This window comes from Henriciella sp. AS95, from assembly GCF_038900055.1.
Lineage (GTDB): Bacteria > Pseudomonadota > Alphaproteobacteria > Caulobacterales > Hyphomonadaceae > Henriciella.
In genome coordinates this window covers 732,050-752,342 of sequence record NZ_JBBMQM010000001.1, presented here as the reverse complement: position 1 = coordinate 752,342, position 20,293 = coordinate 732,050, and the positions used below count along the sequence as shown (strand labels likewise).

Sequence of the window (20,293 nt, the reverse complement as noted above, 5' to 3'; positions counted from 1 at the left end):
CATAGTTTCAATTTCACACAATCCGACAACGAGTTGTTCACGAATTAGAGCAAATCGCTGGACCGCTGCATCGTCGGCCCCATATTGGCCTGCATGATTGATCATAGCTCCGCCTTTCGCCGCACCGCGCTCATTCTGACCGCCGCTGGCGCTCTACCGTTTCTCGGTTTCTCGGTCGCCACGGCGACACTTGAAGCCCCTACCAATGCGACGGCTGGATTGTGGCTTCAGACCTATGCTGCCGTCATCCTCAGCTTTCTCGGCGGGATCAGGTGGGGGATGTCACTGACGTCCGACAGGTCGCGGTCCTCGACGCTCATCCTGTCCGTCATGCCGGCCCTGCTTGGCTGGGTCATCCTGCCATTCGCCATTATCCTGCTGCCAAACCCGAACTGGTATCTGGCGCTCGCCGCCCTCTTCGTGATCCAGCTGGCCTGGGACTGGACGTCGACCAGGGTGCCAGCCTGGTTCAAGCCGATGCGGCTCGGCGCGACTGTGGCGGCAGCGGGCAGTCTGGTTTTCGCCTGGGCTGTTCCAAGTTTCGGGCTTTAGGCGAGATCCTTTGGAAGCGCCTTGGTTGCAGCTATAAAACTGAACGCGGCCAGCACGATCGAAGCGAGCGCATTCCAGCCGGCCATGGACAGACCCAGAATGCGGAACGGCGCATCGAGACACGACGCCGTGGCCGTGCGCTCATCAAGGCCGCCCATATCAATACTCATCACATCGACAGGCCCATCCACGCACCCTGTCGGGGCGGGCCACCAGCGCCATTCAACGCCCGAATGGTAAACCGCGACAACGGCTCCTGTCAGGAAAACCAGCGCAAGCATGACATTGAAGGCAACCAGGAAGCGTCGGTTCTGGCGAAAGTTCCAGAGAACCAGTCCGGTGACCGCCATTGCTGCGGCCGCCCAGTACACCTCTCTCTGGCGCAGGCAAAGCTGGCAGGGGAGAAAATAGGCAAGACGCTCGAACGCATGGGCAGAAGCCAGCATGGCAAGCGAAGCCAACAGCGCGATCAACGGCCAGCGCCACGTTCTGAAAACCGGTGCCAGAAATGCGGTCATTCGTCCCTAATGTCCAAATCTTGGTCGTTTGATTAGCTGGACAATGACCAAGGCGAGAGCATGGCGCAATGCGGCGTTCAAGCGCGCCTCGTCATGAACCTGTGACAGTCTTGATGCCGAGAGCGACGAGGATGATCAACGTCGCGATCCAGGCCGTTCCGATAATCGACCCCAGGATCACGAGGATTCCATCGCGGGCCATCAGACCGAATGCAACAATTGCAACGCCGATTCCGGGAACTGTATTGGTCGACGGCAACGGCACTAGAATGGACGCGCAAAAGAAGACCAGGAAAAGTCCGATAATTCGCTCACCACGATTGCCCATCAGGAAAGTGAACCGCGGCCTGGCGATTTTCTCCAGCCAGCCAAACCACTTACGTCCCCCTTTGGCTGTCCGCGTGAGTCCCTTTTTGTCGATCATCCGCTTCGCGAATTTCTCCGGCAGCCACGGCTCTTCCCGGCCCGCCACCATTTGGGCGGCAAGCGCCATCATTGGCAGTGAGACGACCTGTGGGACGCCGTAGAGAAAAGGGATGCAGCAGGGCAATGCCAGAATGAACAGCGCCGCGCCAAATGCGCGCTCGTCGAGCCGGTCAAAGATCTGGCGCAGGGAAAATCCCTCCTCCGTCGCCTCGTCGGCCATGCGCTCAATCGACTGCAAAAAGGTGTGCGGAGTGATCTGTTCGGTCATGAAAATCGGGTATCGCGCTTTTGTGTGGTGGTCGAGACGATTGACGCATCTTTCCTCTTGAGGCAGGAGCATGCCTTCCATCCGAGTGCCTCTGTGGCGGAATCGGTAGACGCGACGGATTCAAAATCCGTTTCTGGCAACAGAGTGCCGGTTCGAGTCCGGCCAGAGGTACCATTCGCGATGGATAGAGCGGCAAAGCCTTGCCAATTTCTCTGAAACACTACCTCATTCTCCATGTCAGCAGTCATCATCGGTGCTAGCGGAGGTATTGGCCGCGCCCTCACCCTCGCTCTCAGCCATAACAGCAAGTTTGGGACCATTCACGCCTTCTCGAGACGCGAGGTTCGCGATTGGCCTGCCGGTGTCGTGCCCGGGCATATCGACATTCTGGATGAAGCCACCATCAAGGCAGCGGCAAACCAGGTCGCAAAGGCTGGGCACCCAGAGCTCGTTATCGTGGCATCCGGCCTTCTGTCCGAGGGCGACACGCAGCCTGAAAAAAGCTGGCGTCATCAGGGTTTGGACTCCTACCGGCGGGTGTTCGATATCAATACATTCGGCCCGGCGCTCATCGCCAAGCACTTCCTGTCGATCATGCCAAATGATCGACGCGCAGTGTTCGCAGCCGTCTCTGCGCGTGTCGGCTCCATCAGCGATAATCGCCTCGGCGGCTGGCACGCCTACCGCGCTTCCAAAGCCGCACTGAACATGCTGATCCGCAACTTCGCAATCGAATGGCGGCGCAAGAATGACCAGTCGATCTGTGTCGGCCTGCATCCGGGAACGGTTGATACCGATCTCTCGAAACCCTTTCAGGCCAACGTTCCTGGCAAACAGCTCTTCAGTGCTGAACAATCAGCAGGCTACCTGCTCGGCGTCGTCGATCGCCTGACGCCAGAGGACACCGGAAAAGTCTTCGATTGGGCCGGGAAGGAAGTCCCGGCCTAGTATCCTGCCGTGTTCACCAGGACTGACCGCGCATCATAGGCGTTCGGTTCATCGGGCTTTGATCCCGATCCGGTTATGATTTCAAGGGCTTCAGTGGTCTTGGAGTCTCCGCCGCCGAGGGGAAGACCAATACCGACACCGACACCCACGCCAGAATAGCGACCGCCCGACGATCCGCCGACCGAAACAGACGACCCGCCGGACCGGGAGTAATCCTGGTCGGTATAGTTAGAAACGACGCGGAACCAGTCCGCACCCTGCTCCACGGTCACTTCAGCCGCACGGCGCAACGCATACCGACGCGCCTCGTCGGGCGTCAGGGCCGTATAGGAGACGCGGTAGCGATTGGTCTCAATCGGCTGGACCAGGTAGCCCTGCGCTGTTGCGGACGCTGCGGGCCCATACGGTTTGGCCGTGGTGCAGCCCATGAGGCCTGCCGCGAGGATGGCGATGGCGCTTGCAGTTCTGATCATTGGTGCAACCTCTCTTGGTTTGTCGCTTCAGCTATCAGTTCATATCCGAACGCAGCATGAACACAAAGCAACGCGTGTGCGGCGCACCTGTTCAGCTTGGGTCCGTTAAATTGCGAATATCAGCGCCGGTGGCCTTCTCCCCTGAACCACAGAAGGCGCTGTGCGGCTTCGCGCCGCCCTGTCCTTGATGCGTTCAAGCGGCAGGGCAGGCCGCGCGATCGCGTTGCAGAACGCGCGCGGGGGCGGACAGGCCTGAGGGGACAGCGTCCGCCCCACCGCTCTGCTTTTCAGTCGTTCTTGTCAGGTGTGTTTCGGCCGAAATTGGTCTCGTCCGTATCCTGCCCGGCCTCGATGATCGCCTTGCGTATGCCGCGAGCCCGCTCGAACTCCCGCATCAGCGTGTCGCCATCGCCCCAGCGGATCGCGCGCTGAAGCGCTGCCAGATCCTCGCTAAAACGCCCCAGCGTCTCCAGCACGGCGTCCTTGTTGTTGAGGAACACGTCTCGCCACATTGTCGGGTCGGACGCGGCAATACGGGTAAAATCGCGAAAACCGCCAGCCGAGTATTTCACCACCTCGCCCTCGCCGACGCTTTCCATATCGTAGGCGGTGGAGACGATATTGTAGGCGATGAGGTGCGGCAGGTGAGACGTGATGGCGAGGACGCGATCATGACGAGCGGCATCCATGATCTCAACACGCGCGCCAAGGCGCTCCCAGAACGCGGCGAGCCGGTCAACCGCGCCATTATAGGCTTCGCCCTGCTTCGGAATAGGCGTCAGGATATGCCATGCACCGCGAAAAAGGCTCGCAAACCCGGCTTCGGGACCAGACTTCTCCGTGCCGGCGATGGGGTGACCCGGAATCAGGTGCACATGGGCCGGGCAATGCGCCTGCATCGCCGTCAGCGCGCTTTCCTTGACCGAGCCAACATCTGTGATGATGGAGGCAGGCTTCAGGTAGGGCGCAATCTCCTGCATCGTTGCCTCAATCGCACCAACCGGCACGCAGAGAAGGACACAGTCAGCAGACTGGCAGACCGATTTCAGATCATCGCAGACATGACCAAGGCCCAGCCTTGATGCAGTGCTGCGCACCTCTTCATTGGCGTCGTAAAGGCTGACTTTCGTAGCAGCGCCGGTTTCCCTGGCGGCGCGCGCCAGCGACGAGCCGATGAGGCCAATGCCGATAATGGCAATCTCATCGAAGGTCGCGGGGCTCATTTTCAGCTGGCTTTCTTGAAGGCTTTAAACGCCGCGAGCACATCGTCATTGGCTTGCTTGGTGCCAATCGAGAGGCGCAGGCATTTCGGCAAGCCGTAAGCATTCATGTCACGGATCACGATGCCGCGTTCACGCAGGAAGGCGTCCGCATCTGTCGAGCGACGGCCATCCTTGTCTTCAAACTCTATCAGCAGGAAATTGCCGACGCTTGGATAGATCTTGAAGCCCAGCTTTTCGAGACCAGCGCCAACACGCTCAAGCTCGGAATTATTGTGTTCGACCGATTCAGATACAAACCGCTCGTCGCTGAGCGCTGCAATTGCCGCGGCCTGTGCGACAGAGGTCGTGTTGAACGGGCCGCGCACGCGGTGGATAGCATCGATCACGCTTTCAGGGCCGTAAGCCCAGCCCATGCGCAGACCGGCGAGCCCGTGAATCTTCGAGAAGGTTCGCGTGACCAGAACGTTCGGCGCTTCGCCCGCCAGCTCCATGCCGGCGGCGTAGTCATTCTTCTGAACATATTCAGCATAGGCCCCGTCCAGAACCAGCAGGATGTCGTCGCGCAGACCGGCATGCAGCCGCTTGACCTCCTTGAACGGAATGTAGCTGCCCGTCGGATTGTTGGGATTAGCAAGGAAGATGATCTTCGTCTTGTCGGTGACGCGCTCGAGAATGGCGTCGACATCGGCTTTCAGGTCCTGTTCGGGCGCACTGATGCATTTCGCACCAGACTGCTGGGCCACCAGCCGGTAAACCAGAAAACCGTGCTCGGACTGGATAATCTCATCGCCCGGCGAGAGATAAGCGCGGCCAAGCAATTGAAAGATCTCATCCGACCCGGCGCCGCAGACGATCCGGTCGGGATCAATTCCGTATTTCTTGCCAATGGCTTCGCGCAATTTGAGCGCCGAGCCATCAGGGTAGAGTTCAAGATGCTCTGCCGTTTTCGAAAGGGCTTCGCGCGCCGCCGCACTGCAGCCGAGCGGGTTCTCATTCGACGACAGCTTCCAGCCATGGTCGAGTTTCTGCCCGCCCTTGTACGGCGTGATCTCAAGAATATTCGCAAGCGGCTTCGGCCCGGTCATGTGTCCTGCTCCTCAACTTGCCCTCCTCGTGATCAAAGACGGAGGGAAAATCAAGTCAGCCAATGCGTTCTGCGCATCTGCACCGATAAGTTCCAGATGATTATTGCGCATCTCCATCAGTCTGAATTGACTTGACTTCACCCACTGCTGCCGACACCTCAGGCGCGATGTCCGACCGGTCAAACCTTGCCATCAGCGAAGTGAACCATCTGACGCTGCCCGATCCGCTCCCGCTCGATTGTGGAGAGCGATTGCAAAACGTGCGCATTGCCTACGAGACCTGGGGCGAGTTGAACGCCGACAAGTCGAACGCCATCCTGATATGTCACGCGCTGACCGGCGACCAGTTTGCAGCCTCCCCGAACCCGATTACCGAGCGACCCGCCTGGTGGACGCGCATGATCGGCCCCGGCCTGCCAATCGACACAAATCGCTTCCATGTCATCGCGACCAATGTCCTCGGTGGCTGCATGGGCACGACCGGACCTGCATCGGACGCCCCCGACGGCAAGCCCTGGGGCACACGGTTTCCTGTGATCACGATCAGCGACATGGTACGGGCCCAGATCGCCTTCATCGATGCGCTCGGCATCGACACGCTGTTCTCTGTGATTGGCGGCTCAATGGGCGGCATGCAGGTGCTGGACTGGGCTGAGAAGGCGCCGGACCGTGTCTTCACGGCCATTCCAATTGCAACCGCCGCCCGCCATTCGGCGCAGAACATTGCCTTCTATGAGGTCGGACGCCAGTCGATCATGGCGGACCCTGACTGGTGCGGCGGCCAATACCTCGCGCAGAACAAGCGGCCGTCACGCGGTCTCGCCATTGCGCGTATGGCCGCACACATCACCTATGTCTCCGAAGAGGCGCTGAAGCGGAAATTCGATCGCGGCCTCCAGGACCGCGACAAGACGAGCTTCAGCTTTGACGCAGACTTCCAGGTCGAATCCTATCTGCGTCACCAGGGCCACTCATTCGTCGACCGGTTTGACGCCAACTCCTATCTCTATGTGACGCGGGCCATGGACTATTATGACCTTGCCGCCCGCCATGATGGCCGCCTGGCAGACGCTTTCGTCGACACTCCCGTCCGCTTTTGCCTGTTCTCCTTCTCATCGGACTGGCACTACCCACCCTCGACGACGCGGGAAATCACCCGCGCCCTCGCGGCGGCTGGGGCCGAAGTCAGCTATCTCGAAATCGAGACCGATAACGGGCATGATGCGTTCTTCCTTGAAGAGCCACTTTTTGAAGATGCGCTCGCGGGCTTCCTGTCCGCCAATGCCGTCAAACGAGGCATTCAATGACCGAGCCGTCCCTGTCCCGCGCCGACCACAAGGCGATCGCAGAGCGCGTGCCGGAAGGCGCACGCGTGCTTGATGTTGGCTGTGGCAATGGAGACCTGCTCGCCCTTCTTGTCGCTGAACGGAATGTTCGGGCGAGGGGTCTGGAGCTGTCTGGTGAGCTTGCCGGCGCTGCAATGGCGCGCGGCCTGTCTGTCATTCAGGGAGACGCCGATAGCGACCTTGAAGTCTTTCCCGACAATGGCTTCGATTTCGCGATCCTGTCCAAGGCGATCCAGCAAATGCGCCGGCCGCACCTGGTGCTGCGGGAGCTGGCGCGTATCGCGCCCGATGTGATCGTGTCGTTCAGGAATTACGGTCTCTGGCGTCGCCGCCTGTCGCTCTTCTCGTCGGGCCGTATGCCGGGCCATCGCATCTGGCACGACGAAGCCGCGCTACATCCGTCAACGGCCCGCGACATGGTGGAGCTTTGCGGTGACCTCGGCCTTGAAACTGTGGCCATGGCCGCTGTGAGAGACGGAAAGGTTGGCGGTTTCAGGGAAGCCGGGCTGTCGCGCCTAAACTGGGGCGCCGACGAGGTTATCCTGCATCTTCACCGTAAATGAAAAAGCCGGTCGGGCCCTGACCCCCGACCGGCTTTCTGCGCGTCCTGACGGACTGCGCTTTGACTTAGCCGCTCAGGGCTTGTTCGTTCTTTTCACCGGTGCGGATGCGGGTGACAGAGTCGAGCGCGGAGACGAAAATCTTGCCGTCGCCGATCGTGCCTGTGTTCGCGGCACCGATAATGGACTCGACGAGACGGTCAATGTCAGCGCCGGCGCATGCAACCTCGACCTTCACTTTCGGAAGAAGGCGAACTTCGTATTCAGCGCCGCGGTAAACTTCGGTCTTGCCTTGCTGGCGGCCATAGCCACGCACCTCAGATACGGTAAGGCCGGCAACACCAGCCTCGCTGAGTGCGTCTATGACGGCGTCAAGCCGGCTTGGCTTGAAGATGGCGGTAATCAATTTCATGGCCCCTAAGCCTCCCATTTTTCAACTTCTACAGTTGAGCGCGCCCGACCTTGCGGGTCAACGCGTGTTTTCTGCCGTTTTTCAACGCTTTTCACCTCTGCCTCTTTTCTAGGCAGTTGTGCCACACCTTTGCGCCCCTTTGACAGAGCCGTAACCGGTGCGACGGCGCCACTACCAGGTTTTGCATACATCCTTTTGACCGCTTCGACCATAACAACACCGCCTAGACCGGGGGCAAAAATCTGTCCGACTTTCTCCCAGGCCTCGGCCCCGGACACCATGAAGCCGAACTTGATGGGCGGCATATGGACCGTGGTTGTGCTGGCTGTCACCTGCAACAAGTGGTCATTGAGGTAGGCAATCAGCTGCCGGCGGGTCCAGGGACGGCCATGACCAAACGGTGTGCCCTCGACAAGAGACCAGCTGCTTTTGCGATTGGCGACCGCGACCAGCATTCTGCCTTCCGGTGCGAGCAATCGCCACGCTTCACGCAAGACTGCGCGCGGGCTGTCTGCCTCTTCAATCGCATGCAACAGGATGATCCGGTCAAAACTGCCATCGGCAAAGGGCAACCGGTCTTCTTCGGTAAGACATGTCGAGATTCCCCGCTCGCTCGCGGCCCATCTGGTGTCGGCGCCGAGATGCGGCGTTGCAGACAGGCACGCCTTGGCGCTCGCCCCAAAGCCGGTCAGCAGCGGCCGGGCGTATCCCATGCCGAGCAAGTTGAGCTCTGCGCAGTCGCCCCAGAGATCACCAAGGCGCTTCAGCATGAGGAATTGCGCGGCTTTCCCGAGCCGGCTGGCATAGAAATCCTCGAGGTCTTTTGCCGACAGTCGCATCTAGGTCCTTGTTCGCGTGTACCTTCATGGCGTTAAATAGGATCATGATCGATGTACACCAATTCCCCTGCCTGAATGATAATTACGGTTTCCTGGTTCACGACCGCGAAAGCGGCGAGACAGCCGCCATCGATACCCCCGATGGCGACAAGTACCTTCAAGAGGCTGAACGCCTGGGCTGGACGATTACCGCCATCTGGAACACGCACTGGCATCCCGACCATGCCGGTGGAAACCTGAAGATCAAGGAAGCGACCGGTTGCCGGATTTACGGGCCAACCGGTGAAGCCGGCAAGATCCCCGGCATCGACGCCCCTTTGGGCGGCGGCGACGCGATCAAGCTCGGCGACTGGTCAGTGAAGGTCATGGATGTGCCCGGCCACACGCTCGGCCACATTGCCTACCATATCCCTGAAGCAAAAATGGCCTTTGTCGGCGATGCCCTTTTTGCGCTGGGGTGCGGCCGCGTCTTCGAAGGCGACGCCAAAATGATGTGGACCAGCCTGTCGCGTCTCAAGGCACTGCCCGCCGAAACCGTTATCTATTGCGCGCATGAGTATACCGCTGCCAACGCAAAATTCGCTCTGTCAGTCGATCCGGAAAACCCGGCCCTTCGCGCCTACGCCGAGGAAGTGACCGTCAAACGTCAGCGGGGCGACTGGACGGTACCGACAACGATTGCCCGCGAACTGGACGCCAATCCGTTTCTGCGCGCCGATGACAGCGCCATGCAGGCAGCCATGGGACATCCAGGAGACCCTGTCGCGACGTTCGCAGAAATCCGCTCGCGCAAGGATAACTTCTAGCCGATGGTCAGCCTGTCCGGTGATCTTGGTGCGAACGAGATTGTTCGCCTGCTTGGCCTGAAACCGCATCCTGAAGGCGGCCACTATGCCGAGATCTATCGCTCGGACGGCGAGGGCCGGGGCGCATGCACGACAATCTATTACCTTCTGCAGGCCGATGAAGTCTCGGCCTGGCACCGCGTCGACGCCGACGAGGTCTGGGCCTGGCATGCTGGCGGGCCCCTGTCGCTGACGATTTCTCCGCCGGACGGCAAGGGTGCGACGTCAACAACGCTCGGCCCTGACCTTCGCGCCGGGCAACGCCCTCAGGCCGTCGTTCCAAAAGACCATTGGCAAACGGCAGAAACCCTCGGCGCATGGACGCTGGTCAGCTGCTTCGTCGCGCCCGGATTCGAATTTTCAGGCTTCGAACTGGCCCCGGAGAACTGGCGACCAGACACCAAGTGAACCATCTAAACTTGATTGTTTGTGCTTCATAACTCCTTATGGGTGAGTGCTCTAGCTGATCTCTCAGCCTGCCCGGAGTTCACCGATGTCCTTGAAAACTGCGTCTGGTTGCGCGCTCGTATTGGCTCTATCTGCGTGCGCCACACCGCCTTTGCCGTACGATTCATCTCCGGACACTCAGAGTATTGTTTCTGCGAACTCAGACTTCGGGGTCGACATCTATCGCGCGGGGCTGGAAGCAGCGGAGAAAAATGCTGCAAAACGCGGAGAGACAGTCACCAACTTTGCAATTTCACCCGCCAGTATCTCAACCGCCTTGGCCATGACCTATGCTGGCGCACGCGGCGAAACCGCGGCGCAGATGGCGGAAGTGCTGAGATTTGATCTGCCACCGGAGACCCTGCACGCCTCGATGGCCAGTGTGTTGTTTGGTCTGCAGAGTGACGCAGAGGGCCAGACCCTAAAGGTCAATAATCGCATCTTTGTCGATGAGCCGGTGACCGTCGAAAAGTCATTCGAATCGTTGATGAAGAATACATACAAGGCGCCGTTGGAACGCCTGGACCTGCGAGGTGAGCCTGAAGAGTCGCGCCAGCACATCAATGCCTGGGTCAAGGACAAAACCGAAGACCGTATTCAGAATCTGATTCCATCAGGCGAAATCAAGAAATGCACACGAATGGTTCTCGTTAACACGGTCTATCTGGATGCAAACTGGGCAACCCCATTTTCTGCGCGAAGCACAAGAAATGAGCCTTTCACAACTGCCGAAGGCAATGACGTCGTTGCTCAACTGATGTCGATGGACATTCGCCCCAAGTATCTGAAGACGAGCGGGTTTCAGGCAGTCCAGCTTCCATACAAAGGCAATCAGATGAGCATGGTCATCATGCTGCCGGACAGCGAACGCGGATTGCCCCGTCTACAAAGGCAGTTGAGTGGCGAAAAGCTGGATCGCTGGCTGGCAGAGCTCTCAGAAAGTGAAAACACGCTCGTTGACCTGAAACTCCCCAAAATTGAATTTCTCGCTTCCGTCACTCTGGGCGACTCCCTCTCCGCACTCGGCATGCCGCTGGCGTTCTCTAACGACGCCGATTTTGACGGCATTGCGGACCCAGTCGAGAATCCCGTCGATTCTTGCTTTACCCCGATGCGCCTGAAGCTGGATGAGGTCGATCATCAGGTTTTTGTCAAAGTGGATGAAGACGGAACGGAGGCTGCTGCCGCAACATCCGCAAGAATGACTGTTGTTGTTAGCGGGCAGCTAAATCCGCCAACTCCTATCCCATTCCACGCTGACCATCCGTTTCTCTTCGTCATCAAGGACAATGAAACAGGCATGGTGCTCTTCCTTGGCAGAGTCACCGACCCGACAAGTTAGGACGGAAACCCGCCGGCCTTGCTGAGGCTTGAACTCACCGGGTGGCCGAGCACGGTCTCCAGCCACTTGGCGGTCTCGATCAGCTTGCTGAGGTCGAGCCCCGTCTCAAAGCCAGCCCGCTCAAGCATGTAAACGACGTCTTCGGTTGCGACATTACCGGTTGCGGCCGGGGCGAAGGGACAGCCACCAATCCCACCGCAGCTGGCATCGATCACGTCAACGCCCTCATCAATTGCGGCGGCGACATTGGCGAGCGCGGCGCCGCGCGTGTCGTGGAAATGCATGCGCAGATACACGTCAGGCGCTTCCATACGAACGCGTTCGGTCAGCGCCTTCACCTGCCAGGGCGTTGCCACACCGATCGTATCGCCGAGCGCCAGCTCATTTACCCCGGCCCGCTGCGCCCGTGCTGCCAGGTTGCCAACGACGGCCGGGTCCACATCGCCATCAAACGGATCGCCAAAGGCCACGGAGATGGTCGCTGAAAACGGTATGCCCGCATCAAGGATAAGCGGCGCACACTGGGCGAGCATTTCTGCGCTTTCGGAAGGGCTCATGCCCTGATTGCGCTTCCCGAAGGTTTCACCCGCGACCAGCACAAAATTGATCTCGTCCGCCTTCGCATCAATGGCGCGGCGAACACCCTTTTCGTTCAGAGCCAGCGCGATGTGCCGCGTCGGCCTTGAGCGGTCGAGGCCCATAAAAACCTCGGCTGAGTCAGCCATCTTGGGCACGGCCTTGGGCGAGACAAAGCTGCCGGACTCCATACGGCGCACGCCGCAGTCTTCCAGCCGCGAGATGAATTCCAGCTTCTGATCCGTTGTCAGATTAGCCGGGTCATTCTGCAGCCCGTCGCGCGGGCCGACTTCCACAATATCGATACGTCTCGTCATAAGTATCCTGTCTAGCGCCCCTGAAAGGCCGGCGGGCGGCGCTCCACGAAGCTGTCGACGCCTTCCTTGAAGTCAAATGTCTTGAAGCTGTCATTCATTTCCCTGTCAGCCACTTCAAGGCTTTCCTCGAAGCTCTGGAAATAGGTTTCGCGCACCTGACGCTTCATGATGGCAACCGACCGAGGCGAAACCTGGGTGGCCAGGTGACGCGCCACGAGGTGCACTTCACCCATCAACTCACTGACCGGGTAGGCCGCATTCACAAGCCCGAGCTTTGCCGCTTCCTTGCCGTCGAATTTGCGGGCGGTGAAGAGGAGGTCAAGCGCATTCGCTTCACCGATGAGGCGCGGCAGGAGCCAGGAAATACCATGCTCGGCAATCAGGCCGCGCTGCGCAAACGCTGTCGTGAACTTGGCTTCCTCCGCGCAATAACGAAGGTCTGCATAGAGCGAGAAGATAAGTCCAATCCCGGCGCAGGCCCCATTGATGGCCGCGATGATCGGTTTAGGACAGGCATAGAGATAACCGAACCGGCCGGGATATAGATCCTCGATCGGATCAGAGCGGTCCACCCTGGTCGTTTCGCGCGCTTCACCCGAGCCCTGAATGGATTGCAGGCCTGCCATATCGGCACCAGCGCAGAAGCCACGGCCTTCACCTGTCACGATGATGACGCGAACCGCATCGTCGCTGCCCGCCGCGCGAACCGCCTGCTGCACCTCGGCTTCCATCACGCCGGTCCAGGCATTGAGCCGGTCGGGGCGATCAAGCGTGATGGTCAATACACCTTCGCTTTTATCGGTCTTGATTTCCGTGAACTGGCTCACCGTCGCGCCTCCCATTTTATGGTTGGTTTACAATAGCGCGCCCGGCTTCGGTCTGTCATCAGCTGCCGCTGATTCGCTCCCCGGCGTTCAGACAGGATTGGCTATACCGGAGGGTCTATGACGCTCAGGGTCATAACCAATGACATCGGTCAACAGACCTTCGTCGAGCGTGGTGCCAGGTTCGCCGTGCAGAACGGACACGTCCCCGGTGGTCTCGGCGATGACCGCATAAATCTGGTCAAATCGCGTGACATTCGCCTCGCGGAGTTTGGCGATGACATCCGAGCGGGTGATCTTTGCCTTTTTCATCTGGTCTTCGATGTATTCGGTGCGCCACATGATGAGCCGCGGCTCATTGGCGACGAGTTTCTCGACGAAATCGCTACGCTTCCGGACCGCTGCAATGGCCATCTGCATTGAGAACAGCACAAAGAGTGCAAACAATCCCTGCAGGAGCGGCGGGTCCTTCGCGATGAAGATCGCGGCAGCAGCCGAACCCGTGGCGACCGTCATCGCAAAGTCAAATCCACTCATTTTCGAGAAGCTTCTGAGCCCGGAGATGCGGGTCAGAAATATGATCCAGGCATACACTGCGATTGCGCTGATCAGGACCATGCCCAAGGCCGACCAACTTGTTTCGATCCAGCCCGACATATCTTGCATCCTCTCAGGTGTTGTACATAAGACAGCGCATGCCAGACACTTCCGTTCCTGCGCCCCCCTTAAAGGGCATTCGCGTGATCGAACTCGGCCAACTCATCGCCGGGCCCTTTTGCGCTCAACTGCTTGGCGATTTTGGCGCCGAGATTATCAAGATCGAAGCGCCTGGAATGCCGGATCCCGCGCGCGGCTGGGGCGCGGCCAAGAAGAACGGCATTGGCCTCTACTGGCCGATTATCGGCCGCAACAAGACATCGCTGACGCTGAACCTCCGGGAAGCTGAAGGCCAGGATATCCTCAAACAGCTTGCCGAGACGGCAGACGTGCTCGTCGAAAATTTCAGGCCCGGCACGCTGGAGCGCTGGGGCATCGGCCCGGACGTGCTGCATAAACACAATCCACGCCTGATCATCACCCGCGTCTCCGGCTACGGGCAGACGGGGCCGGAAAGTCACAAGGCCGGCTATGCCAGCGTTGGGGAGGCGAAGGGTGGCCTTCGTTACCTCATCGGCGAACCCGACCGCCTGCCGTCGCGCGCTGGCGTCTCCCTCGGCGACACGATGACTGGGACATTCGCTGCGCTTGGCACGATGATGGCCCTCTTCTCCCGCGAGAAAACCGGCAAGGGCCAGGTGGTCGACGCCGCAATCTACGAAACCGTCATGGCCTTTATCGAAGGCCTGATCCCTGAATATGCGATTGCCGGGCACACGCGAGAGCGCAGCGGCCCCATCCTGCCAAAGGTCGCCCCTTCCGGTGTCTATCCGTGCAGCGATGGCATGGTCATCATCGGTGCCAATCAGGATGGTCCTTTCAAGCGCCTCGCGGAAATGTGCGGCGCGGACTGGGCGACGGACGAGCGCTATGCGACGCATGATGCGCGCGGTGACAACCAGACCGAACTGGATGAAAAGATCGCCGCCTGGACCCGCCAGAGACCCATGGCGGACGTCCTTGCCGCCTGCGAGGAACACGGTGTGCCATGCGGGCCGGTCAACCGGGCAATGGACATGCTTGAGGACGCTCACATCAAGGCGCGTGAGGCCATAATTCGGATGGTTCACCCGGTCATGGGCGAAATCCCCATGCAGGGCGTCTTTCCAAAACTATCGGAAACACCAGGCGGCGCTGTGCGTCCCGCTCCGGCCCTTGGCGAACACAGCGAACGCATTCTCTCCGACCTCGGCAAATCCGCGGCAGACATCGAAGCGCTGCGCGAGCGCGGCATCATCTAAAGGCACTCGACATGGCTGACTTCTCCCCACCGCTTGCCGGTAAGGATCAAGACGAAGCGCAAACCCTGCGCCCGAAATTTGATTCAGACGGCCTTATCGCCGCGATCGCCCAAGACGCCGAAACCGGCGAAGTGCTGATGCTCGCCTGGATGAACGCCGACGCGCTACAGCAGACCATTGAGACAGGCCTCGCGACCTACTGGTCGCGCTCACGTCGGAAGTTGTGGGTGAAAGGTGAGACCTCGGCCAGCCTTCAGCACATTGTCGAAATTCGGGTCGATTGCGATCAGGACGCAGTTCTGCTCAAGGTGCGCAAGGATGGCCCGGCCTGCCATACGGGACGCCGCTCCTGTTTTTACAGGGTCGTCGGCGAAGATGGACGTACACTTTCCAAATCTGGCGGTTCTGCGTAACTAGACCTCTTGGAATCGGGGTTGAACACATGAAACACATTGTCCTGGCTGCTACGAGCGCCTTTGCCATTGCCCTTGCTGCCTGCTCAGGCGCGAACGAAGCGCCAGAGTCCGGCGAGGAGACCACGCCCGCCGCCGAAAGCGAAACAGGCACGCCATCAGAGACTGCCGACACCGAGGCATCAAGCGCTGTTGACGCCCTCCAACTGATAAAGCTGGACTGCGGAACAATCTATGTCTCCGATCTCGATATCTTCTCGACCGCCGGTGACTATGCCGGCCAGACCGACACATTCACCGACACGTGCTGGCTGATCCGCCATCCGGACGGTGACCTGTTGTGGGATCTTGGCTTGCCGGGCATCCTGACCAGCCAGGACGAGCAGACAACCGGCGTTTTCACGGTCTCACTCGATCGGACGATCGCCGACCAGCTCGCTGACATGGACCTCGCCATGTCCGACATCGAATACGTCGCCGTCTCCCACAGCCATTTTGATCATACTGGCCAGGCCGATCTGATCGATGGCTCGACCTGGCTCGTGAACCAGCTGGAATATGACTACATGTTCCCGGAGCCGGAGGTTTCAGACGAAGCGCCGGCGGAGGGCGAAGCCGAGTCAAATGGCAGCGATGCGGCCAATCAGTTTCCGGCTTTCGAGACGCTCGAATACCAGATCATTTCTGATGATTATGACGTTTTCGGCGACGGCTCGGTCGTGATCTTCCAGACGCCCGGCCACACGCCGGGTCACGCCTCACTGCTGGTCAATCTGCCGGAAACCGGCCCCGTCATGCTGACCGGCGACCTCTGGCACAAGGACACAAGCCGCGAACTCAAACGTGTTCCTCAGTTCAACTCGGACGAAGAGGCGACGCTTGCATCAATGGAAGTTTTCGAAGCCAAGGCTGCAGAGCTTGGCGCCAAGGTCATCATTCAGCATGAAGACGCTGACACTGACCCGCTTCCCGATGTGATGCGCTAGTCTTCCCACACGCCGAGCATGTCTTTCAGGATAGCGGTTTCCGCCTTAAAAGCCGCTGTGCCCGGTGTGATCAGCTCGACATGTCCGGTCTCGGGAATGATTGCGACGTCGGCATCGTCGCCGGCTGATGCGGCCTTTTGCGCATACCCCTCGCCTAGGAGAGGCGGCGCAATCGGGTCGTCCGCCCCGTTCACGCTGTAGGCCCAGACACCAGCCGGAAGAAGCTCAGCTGGTGAGGTGTCTGAGAAGACATTCGCTCGTGTTTCGCTGGGCGCGCCGGTGAGGCTGGTGAGCACGTTCGCCAGACATTCGGGTTGCGTGTGCGGCACGGAGGCTTCCAAATCCGCCAGCCCACCTGAATTCACCACCCCCGCAATCGGAAGTGGGTCAGGCGAATAGAGCGGGCTGTCGGCCGGGATTTTATGACGGCTCGCCGCCCAGAGGGCCAGATGGCCGCCCGCCGAGTGGCCAAAGGCTGCGACTCCGTCCGTACGGAGCCCGAGCTCCGGCCCGAAGGCTCGAAGCGCATCCACAGCCTGCCCGACATCCTGATAGGTTCCAGGATACCCGCCGCCCTCTTCATCGACACCGCGATACTCGATGTTCCAGACGGCCATGCCCTCCTTGCGAAGCGCATCGGCCGCATAATTCATGATGGTCCGGTCTGCGATCGACTTTTGCCAGCAGCCGCCATGGACGACGATGACTGTCGGATGCGGTCCTTCGCCGTCCGGCAACCAGACGTCCACCACATCAGTCGCGCTCTCGCCGGTCTCCACCGTCCGGTCAGGCGCAGGCATTGGACGGGCGAAAAGATCTGCCCACGTCATCAGAGAGGCTGCTTCAGGCGTCAGGTCATCCTCCGGCGGCGCTGTATCTGTCGCGGGCACTGTAGAGGTCGAGACCTGGCCACCACCGCCACACGCCGCAATTGCTGCTATAATCAGTAGCGCGAATATTCTCATCGTCGACCCTTGCCCTATGTCACGGGAAAGCGGCATGTGAACGCCTCAGCCAGACGAGCGCAAGGGCCGCGACCGCAACGGGCAGGACAGGTTTGAAATGAGCGACGATATTCCGGCATCGAGGGCTGAGGCCGCCGCTTGCGACGCGTCTGACCCGCTGCGCCAGAAGCGGGACGCCTTCGATCTTGAAGCCGGGCTGATCTATCTGGACGGGCACTCGCTTGGTCCGGCCTCCCACTCGTCTCTGGAGGCCGTCAACGTCGCCGGTCATCAGGAATGGCGGCGCGGCCTCATCCGGTCCTGGAATGATGCCGGCTGGTTTGCCCTGGCGCGAGACACCGGCCGCCGCCTCGCCCGCCTTATCGGTGTGGACGCGAACGAGGTCATCGTCGCCGACAGCGTGTCACTGAACCTCCACAAGCTAGCTGCTGCCGCCCGCGCCCTCGCCCAGTCTCCCATGTTGATCGTCGAGGAAGACGAGTTCCCGACCGATCAATACATGATCGAAGCGCTCGCCGAGCTTGCCGGTGCTGACTTTGTCAGAGCAGCGCCAGGCGCCGGTCTGGACACGCTGTCTCGAACGGGCGGGATCCTGATCAAGTCTGTCGTCAGCTATCGCTCCGCCGCAGTGACCGATATCAAAGCAGCAGAACAGCGCGCCCGTGAAGCCGACGGCGTCATCATCTGGGACCTCAGTCACGCAACCGGCATCATCGACCTGGATCTCAAAGCGGCCGGTGCCCGGTTCGCGGCCGGCTGCACCTACAAATACCTCAATGGCGGCCCGGGCGCGCCCGCCTTTCTCTATGTTGATCAAGACATCGTCCAGTCAGTGTCCTCGCCGCTGCCGGGCTGGATGGGGCATGCCCGCCCCTTCGCGTTCGAACCGGCTTACGCACCCGCACCAGACATTCGCCGCTTCGCCGCCGGAACACCGCCGATCCTGTCGCTTCGCGCCATGGCCGGGGCACTGGATGTGTTCGACGATGTCGACATGGCGCAGAGTGAGCTGAAGGCCCGCCGCCTTGGCGACCTTGTCCTTTCACGAACCCGTGCAATGAGTCTCAAAACAATTTCACCCGGCAGCGGCAAACGGCGCGGCGGTCATGTCAGCGTCCTGCACGAGCACGGATACGCCATTGTCCAAGCGCTTATTGCGCGCGGCATCATCGCCGACTTCCGGGCGCCCGACACAATCCGCTTCGGCGTCGCGCCGCTCTATCTCAGCTTCACAGACATCTGGGACGCCATGGACGCGCTCGAAGATATTCTGAGCAGCCGCTCTTACACAGCCCCAGAGTTCAACCAACGCGCAGCAGTGACATAAAATGGCGACCCCGGCGCGATTCGAACGCGCGACCTACAGATTAGGAATCTGTTGCTCTATCCTGCTGAGCTACGGGGTCACCCTGTATTTGCGATAGCCTGTTTTCGGAAAGGGTTGAAGGGGAGCAATGCGTCTTTCAGGCTGGATCATGTTGCTTGCCCTGGCTGTAAGCGCCGGATGCTCGAAGCCGGGGCCGCTGGACGCCATGCATGAGGGCGAGCGAGGCCGCGTGGTACGCATTATCGACGGCGATGCCCTCGTCCTCGATACAGGCCAGAGCGTGCGCCTGGTTGGAATCGAAGCCCCAGCTCTCAACAAGCGCTATGGCGACCCCGACGCCTATGCCGAAAAGGCGGCCCGGGCGCTTGAGGACATGGTCATGGGAAGAGAAGTCCGCCTGCACTATCCCGGCCTCACCCGTGACCGCTATGACCGCGCCCTGGCGCACCTGTCGACCGAAGACGGGGCAGGCCCTTCCTATTGGGTCAATCTGGAGATGGTCCGGCAGGGGCATGTGCGTGTGAGGCTCTACCCCGACACAGATGGGGCCGGCGCCGAACTGTTCGCCGCAGAGAAGGAGGCGCGTGAGCGCGGCCTCGGCCTCTGGTCTTTGAGGGACTACCGCCCGAAACCCTGGGCCGACTTCGATCCGGATTATCGCGGATTTGCCATCGTCGAAGGTGTAATCGACGGCGAGGTAGACCGGCCGGACGAAGAGGCGCGGCGGACGCTATGTGCGCGCGCCATGCGGAACAGTGACCTGGTCATCGATATAGCTTTCACAGCCCGAACGTCTTGCGACGTGGCCGCAGGAACGCGCGTCGAGCTACGCGGCTGGATAAGTGAAAAGCGGATGGAGCTTGTCCACCCGCTTCACCTTGAAGTCCTGCCCGAAGGCGGCGACTAGCCTGCGATATACTGCGCGCCGTTCACCGTCATGGTTGCGCCGGTAATAAAGGCCGCCTCATCTGAAGCGAGGAAACCGCACATGGCGGCGATCTCTTCAGCCTTGCCGAGCCGGCCCACGGGAATGGTCGAGATAATGCTCTCAAGCACCTTCTCCGGCACCGCACGCACCATTTCAGTGTCGATATAGCCGGGCGCGACGACATTCACCGTGATGCCCTTCTTGGCGCCTTCCTGGGCGAGCGCCTTGGTGAAACCGATCAGACCAGCCTTGGCAGCAGAATAGTTCGCCTGGCCGAACTGGCCCTTCTGTCCGTTGATTGAGGAAATATTGATGATGCGGCCCCAGCCGCGCTCGCGCATGCCTTCCCAGACCTGCCGGGTGACATTGAACGCGGAGGTCAAATCGACATCGATGACCTTGTCCCACTGCTCTTTCGACATTTTGTGAAACGGTCCGTCCCAGGTGATGCCGGCATTATTGATAACGACGTCGACAGGCCCAAGATCGCTTTCGATCGCTTTCAGGCCCTCACCCACAGCGTCATAGTCAGAGACATCGAACTGATAGCACTTGATGCCCAGTTCCTCTTCACATTGTTTCGCCGCTTCAGCGTTGCCACCATAATTGGCCGCGACGGAAAAACCCTTCTGCTTCATGTATTCACTGATGGCCCGCCCGATCCCGCGCGTCCCCCCTGTCACCAACGCAACTTTCGCCATTCATTCCTCCCGGCTTGCTGCGCAGCAAAAATTTTGCTGCATCTGCTCAACTTGATGTAAGGATGCTATGTATA

24 protein-coding genes and 2 tRNA genes are annotated in these 20,293 nt (G+C 59.9%); 13 read left to right on the top strand and 13 right to left on the bottom strand.

The window, feature by feature from the left end; all coding sequences use genetic code 11:
- Nucleotides 1-93: 93 nt before the first annotated feature.
- Nucleotides 94-552: a DUF3429 domain-containing protein gene (locus WNY37_RS03980; RefSeq protein ID WP_342972163.1), complete on the top strand. Its 459-nt coding sequence runs from the start codon at nucleotides 94-96 to the stop codon at nucleotides 550-552.
- Here WNY37_RS03980 and WNY37_RS03975 read toward each other — a convergent pair.
- A complete protein-coding gene (locus WNY37_RS03975; protein ID WP_342972162.1) occupies nucleotides 549-1,070 on the bottom strand; it encodes a disulfide bond formation protein B in 522 nt (173 codons plus the stop codon). The two genes, WNY37_RS03980 and WNY37_RS03975, sit on opposite strands and share 4 nt — an antisense overlap.
- A gap of 91 nt (nucleotides 1,071-1,161) precedes the next feature.
- Nucleotides 1,162-1,836: an exopolysaccharide biosynthesis protein gene (locus WNY37_RS03970; RefSeq protein ID WP_342972161.1), complete on the bottom strand. Its 675-nt coding sequence runs from the start codon at nucleotides 1,834-1,836 to the stop codon at nucleotides 1,162-1,164.
- A 15-nt stretch (nucleotides 1,837-1,851) separates the two neighbouring features.
- On the opposite strand from WNY37_RS03970, the gene WNY37_RS03965 reads away from it, so the two are divergent.
- Together WNY37_RS03965 and WNY37_RS03960 are read left to right on the top strand one after the other, a co-directional pair.
- Nucleotides 1,852-1,938, top strand: a tRNA-Leu gene (locus tag WNY37_RS03965).
- 60 nt (nucleotides 1,939-1,998) lie between these two features.
- Entirely contained in the window at nucleotides 1,999-2,712 is a 714-nt protein-coding gene (locus WNY37_RS03960; RefSeq protein WP_342972160.1) for an SDR family NAD(P)-dependent oxidoreductase, read from the top strand.
- Here the strand turns inward: WNY37_RS03960 and WNY37_RS03955 are convergent.
- The 3 genes from WNY37_RS03955 to hisC all read right to left on the bottom strand — a co-directional run bounded on the left by WNY37_RS03955 (nucleotide 2,709) and on the right by hisC (nucleotide 5,493).
- The gene (locus WNY37_RS03955; protein WP_342972159.1) at nucleotides 2,709-3,185 is read right to left on the bottom strand and encodes a hypothetical protein; all 477 of its coding nucleotides are present in this window, start codon (nucleotides 3,183-3,185) and stop codon (nucleotides 2,709-2,711) included. The genes WNY37_RS03960 and WNY37_RS03955 overlap by 4 nt on opposite strands.
- A gap of 287 nt (nucleotides 3,186-3,472) precedes the next feature.
- The gene (locus tag WNY37_RS03950; protein WP_342972158.1) at nucleotides 3,473-4,408 is read right to left on the bottom strand and encodes a prephenate/arogenate dehydrogenase family protein; all 936 of its coding nucleotides are present in this window, start codon (nucleotides 4,406-4,408) and stop codon (nucleotides 3,473-3,475) included.
- A gap of 2 nt (nucleotides 4,409-4,410) precedes the next feature.
- Entirely contained in the window at nucleotides 4,411-5,493 is a 1,083-nt protein-coding gene (gene hisC, locus WNY37_RS03945) for a histidinol-phosphate transaminase (protein WP_342972157.1), read from the bottom strand.
- Nucleotides 5,494-5,660: 167 nt separating this feature from the next.
- On the opposite strand from hisC, the gene WNY37_RS03940 reads away from it, so the two are divergent.
- Together WNY37_RS03940 and WNY37_RS03935 are read left to right on the top strand one after the other, a co-directional pair.
- Entirely contained in the window at nucleotides 5,661-6,800 is a 1,140-nt protein-coding gene (locus tag WNY37_RS03940; protein WP_342974869.1) for a homoserine O-acetyltransferase, read from the top strand.
- Entirely contained in the window at nucleotides 6,797-7,402 is a 606-nt protein-coding gene (locus WNY37_RS03935; RefSeq protein WP_342972156.1) for a methionine biosynthesis protein MetW, read from the top strand. The genes WNY37_RS03940 and WNY37_RS03935 overlap by 4 nt, the downstream gene beginning before the upstream one ends.
- A gap of 64 nt (nucleotides 7,403-7,466) precedes the next feature.
- Here the strand turns inward: WNY37_RS03935 and WNY37_RS03930 are convergent, their stop codons facing one another.
- Entirely contained in the window at nucleotides 7,467-7,811 is a 345-nt protein-coding gene (locus WNY37_RS03930; RefSeq protein ID WP_342972155.1) for a P-II family nitrogen regulator, read from the bottom strand.
- A 5-nt stretch (nucleotides 7,812-7,816) separates the two neighbouring features.
- Nucleotides 7,817-8,650, bottom strand: coding sequence for a methyltransferase domain-containing protein (locus tag WNY37_RS03925; RefSeq protein WP_342972154.1), 834 nt, complete (start codon nucleotides 8,648-8,650; stop codon nucleotides 7,817-7,819).
- Nucleotides 8,651-8,694: 44 nt separating this feature from the next.
- Between WNY37_RS03925 and gloB the strand changes: the two genes are divergently transcribed.
- The 3 genes from gloB (at nucleotide 8,695) to WNY37_RS03910 (ending at nucleotide 11,284) form a co-directional block, all read left to right on the top strand.
- Nucleotides 8,695-9,456, top strand: a complete 762-nt coding sequence (gloB, locus tag WNY37_RS03920) for a hydroxyacylglutathione hydrolase (RefSeq protein ID WP_342972153.1) — start codon at nucleotides 8,695-8,697, stop codon at nucleotides 9,454-9,456.
- Nucleotides 9,457-9,459: 3 nt separating this feature from the next.
- Nucleotides 9,460-9,903, top strand: coding sequence for a cupin domain-containing protein (locus WNY37_RS03915; protein ID WP_342972152.1), 444 nt, complete (start codon nucleotides 9,460-9,462; stop codon nucleotides 9,901-9,903).
- A gap of 91 nt (nucleotides 9,904-9,994) precedes the next feature.
- Nucleotides 9,995-11,284: a serpin family protein gene (locus WNY37_RS03910; protein WP_342972151.1), complete on the top strand. Its 1,290-nt coding sequence runs from the start codon at nucleotides 9,995-9,997 to the stop codon at nucleotides 11,282-11,284.
- On the opposite strand, the gene WNY37_RS03905 is transcribed toward WNY37_RS03910, so the two are convergent.
- The 3 genes from WNY37_RS03905 to WNY37_RS03895 form a co-directional block, all read right to left on the bottom strand.
- A complete protein-coding gene (locus tag WNY37_RS03905) occupies nucleotides 11,281-12,177 on the bottom strand; it encodes a hydroxymethylglutaryl-CoA lyase (protein WP_342972150.1) in 897 nt (298 codons plus the stop codon). The genes WNY37_RS03910 and WNY37_RS03905 overlap by 4 nt on opposite strands.
- A gap of 11 nt (nucleotides 12,178-12,188) precedes the next feature.
- Nucleotides 12,189-13,019 carry an enoyl-CoA hydratase gene (locus WNY37_RS03900; RefSeq protein ID WP_342972149.1) on the bottom strand — a complete coding sequence of 277 codons (831 nt, stop codon included), beginning with the start codon at nucleotides 13,017-13,019 and terminating at the stop codon, nucleotides 12,189-12,191.
- Nucleotides 13,020-13,091: 72 nt separating this feature from the next.
- Entirely contained in the window at nucleotides 13,092-13,658 is a 567-nt protein-coding gene (locus WNY37_RS03895; protein ID WP_342972148.1) for a YetF domain-containing protein, read from the bottom strand.
- 38 nt (nucleotides 13,659-13,696) lie between these two features.
- Between WNY37_RS03895 and WNY37_RS03890 the strand changes: the two genes are divergently transcribed.
- Genes WNY37_RS03890 through WNY37_RS03880 form a run of 3 tightly spaced genes read left to right on the top strand, consistent with a single transcriptional unit; the run spans nucleotide 13,697 to nucleotide 16,298 of the window.
- Nucleotides 13,697-14,899, top strand: a complete 1,203-nt coding sequence (locus tag WNY37_RS03890) for a CoA transferase (RefSeq protein WP_342972147.1) — start codon at nucleotides 13,697-13,699, stop codon at nucleotides 14,897-14,899.
- An 11-nt stretch (nucleotides 14,900-14,910) separates the two neighbouring features.
- Complete coding sequence (hisI, locus tag WNY37_RS03885; RefSeq protein WP_342972146.1) at nucleotides 14,911-15,312, top strand: phosphoribosyl-AMP cyclohydrolase; 402 nt, start codon at nucleotides 14,911-14,913, stop codon at nucleotides 15,310-15,312.
- Between the two features lie 29 nt (nucleotides 15,313-15,341).
- Nucleotides 15,342-16,298: an N-acyl homoserine lactonase family protein gene (locus tag WNY37_RS03880; protein WP_342972145.1), complete on the top strand. Its 957-nt coding sequence runs from the start codon at nucleotides 15,342-15,344 to the stop codon at nucleotides 16,296-16,298.
- Here the strand turns inward: WNY37_RS03880 and WNY37_RS03875 are convergent.
- Nucleotides 16,295-17,128 (bottom strand): alpha/beta hydrolase, encoded by an 834-nt coding sequence (locus WNY37_RS03875; protein WP_342972144.1) that lies wholly within the window; start codon nucleotides 17,126-17,128, stop codon nucleotides 16,295-16,297. The genes WNY37_RS03880 and WNY37_RS03875 overlap by 4 nt on opposite strands.
- Nucleotides 17,129-17,360: 232 nt before the next feature.
- Here WNY37_RS03875 and WNY37_RS03870 point away from each other — a divergent pair, with 232 nt between their 5' ends.
- Entirely contained in the window at nucleotides 17,361-18,590 is a 1,230-nt protein-coding gene (locus tag WNY37_RS03870) for an aminotransferase class V-fold PLP-dependent enzyme (RefSeq protein WP_342972143.1), read from the top strand.
- A 2-nt stretch (nucleotides 18,591-18,592) separates the two neighbouring features.
- Here WNY37_RS03870 and WNY37_RS03865 read toward each other — a convergent pair.
- Nucleotides 18,593-18,669 (bottom strand) — tRNA-Arg (locus WNY37_RS03865).
- Between the two features lie 48 nt (nucleotides 18,670-18,717).
- On the opposite strand from WNY37_RS03865, the gene WNY37_RS03860 reads away from it, so the two are divergent.
- Entirely contained in the window at nucleotides 18,718-19,497 is a 780-nt protein-coding gene (locus WNY37_RS03860; protein ID WP_342972142.1) for a thermonuclease family protein, read from the top strand.
- On the opposite strand, the gene phbB is transcribed toward WNY37_RS03860, so the two are convergent.
- On the bottom strand, nucleotides 19,494-20,219 hold the full coding sequence (gene phbB, locus WNY37_RS03855) for an acetoacetyl-CoA reductase (RefSeq protein WP_342972141.1): 726 nt from the start codon (nucleotides 20,217-20,219) through the stop codon (nucleotides 19,494-19,496). The genes WNY37_RS03860 and phbB overlap by 4 nt on opposite strands.
- Nucleotides 20,220-20,293: the final 74 nt, after the last annotated feature.

Bases quoted from the DNA above. Each gene is read 5' to 3' on its own strand.
- WNY37_RS03890 (WP_342972147.1), top strand. From the start codon at position 13,697: ATGCCAGACACTTCCGTTCCTGCGCCCCCCTTAAAGGGCATTCGCGTG.
- WNY37_RS03915 (WP_342972152.1), top strand. From the start codon at position 9,460: ATGGTCAGCCTGTCCGGTGATCTTGGTGCGAACGAGATTGTTCGCCTG.
- hisI (WP_342972146.1), top strand. From the start codon at position 14,911: ATGGCTGACTTCTCCCCACCGCTTGCCGGTAAGGATCAAGACGAAGCG.
- WNY37_RS03925 (WP_342972154.1), bottom strand. From the start codon at position 8,650: ATGCGACTGTCGGCAAAAGACCTCGAGGATTTCTATGCCAGCCGGCTC.
- WNY37_RS03955 (WP_342972159.1), bottom strand. From the start codon at position 3,185: ATGATCAGAACTGCAAGCGCCATCGCCATCCTCGCGGCAGGCCTCATG.
- WNY37_RS03935 (WP_342972156.1), top strand. From the start codon at position 6,797: ATGACCGAGCCGTCCCTGTCCCGCGCCGACCACAAGGCGATCGCAGAG.
- WNY37_RS03895 (WP_342972148.1), bottom strand. From the start codon at position 13,658: ATGTCGGGCTGGATCGAAACAAGTTGGTCGGCCTTGGGCATGGTCCTG.
- WNY37_RS03940 (WP_342974869.1), top strand. From the start codon at position 5,661: ATGTCCGACCGGTCAAACCTTGCCATCAGCGAAGTGAACCATCTGACG.
- WNY37_RS03960 (WP_342972160.1), top strand. From the start codon at position 1,999: ATGTCAGCAGTCATCATCGGTGCTAGCGGAGGTATTGGCCGCGCCCTC.
- WNY37_RS03975 (WP_342972162.1), bottom strand. From the start codon at position 1,070: ATGACCGCATTTCTGGCACCGGTTTTCAGAACGTGGCGCTGGCCGTTG.
- WNY37_RS03970 (WP_342972161.1), bottom strand. From the start codon at position 1,836: ATGCTCCTGCCTCAAGAGGAAAGATGCGTCAATCGTCTCGACCACCAC.
- WNY37_RS03875 (WP_342972144.1), bottom strand. From the start codon at position 17,128: ATGACGTGGGCAGATCTTTTCGCCCGTCCAATGCCTGCGCCTGACCGG.
- hisC (WP_342972157.1), bottom strand. From the start codon at position 5,493: ATGACCGGGCCGAAGCCGCTTGCGAATATTCTTGAGATCACGCCGTAC.
- WNY37_RS03905 (WP_342972150.1), bottom strand. From the start codon at position 12,177: ATGACGAGACGTATCGATATTGTGGAAGTCGGCCCGCGCGACGGGCTG.
- WNY37_RS03930 (WP_342972155.1), bottom strand. From the start codon at position 7,811: ATGAAATTGATTACCGCCATCTTCAAGCCAAGCCGGCTTGACGCCGTC.
- WNY37_RS03870 (WP_342972143.1), top strand. From the start codon at position 17,361: ATGAGCGACGATATTCCGGCATCGAGGGCTGAGGCCGCCGCTTGCGAC.
- WNY37_RS03880 (WP_342972145.1), top strand. From the start codon at position 15,342: ATGAAACACATTGTCCTGGCTGCTACGAGCGCCTTTGCCATTGCCCTT.
- gloB (WP_342972153.1), top strand. From the start codon at position 8,695: ATGATCGATGTACACCAATTCCCCTGCCTGAATGATAATTACGGTTTC.
- WNY37_RS03980 (WP_342972163.1), top strand. From the start codon at position 94: ATGATTGATCATAGCTCCGCCTTTCGCCGCACCGCGCTCATTCTGACC.
- WNY37_RS03900 (WP_342972149.1), bottom strand. From the start codon at position 13,019: ATGGGAGGCGCGACGGTGAGCCAGTTCACGGAAATCAAGACCGATAAA.
- phbB (WP_342972141.1), bottom strand. From the start codon at position 20,219: ATGGCGAAAGTTGCGTTGGTGACAGGGGGGACGCGCGGGATCGGGCGG.
- WNY37_RS03860 (WP_342972142.1), top strand. From the start codon at position 18,718: ATGCGTCTTTCAGGCTGGATCATGTTGCTTGCCCTGGCTGTAAGCGCC.
- WNY37_RS03950 (WP_342972158.1), bottom strand. From the start codon at position 4,408: ATGAGCCCCGCGACCTTCGATGAGATTGCCATTATCGGCATTGGCCTC.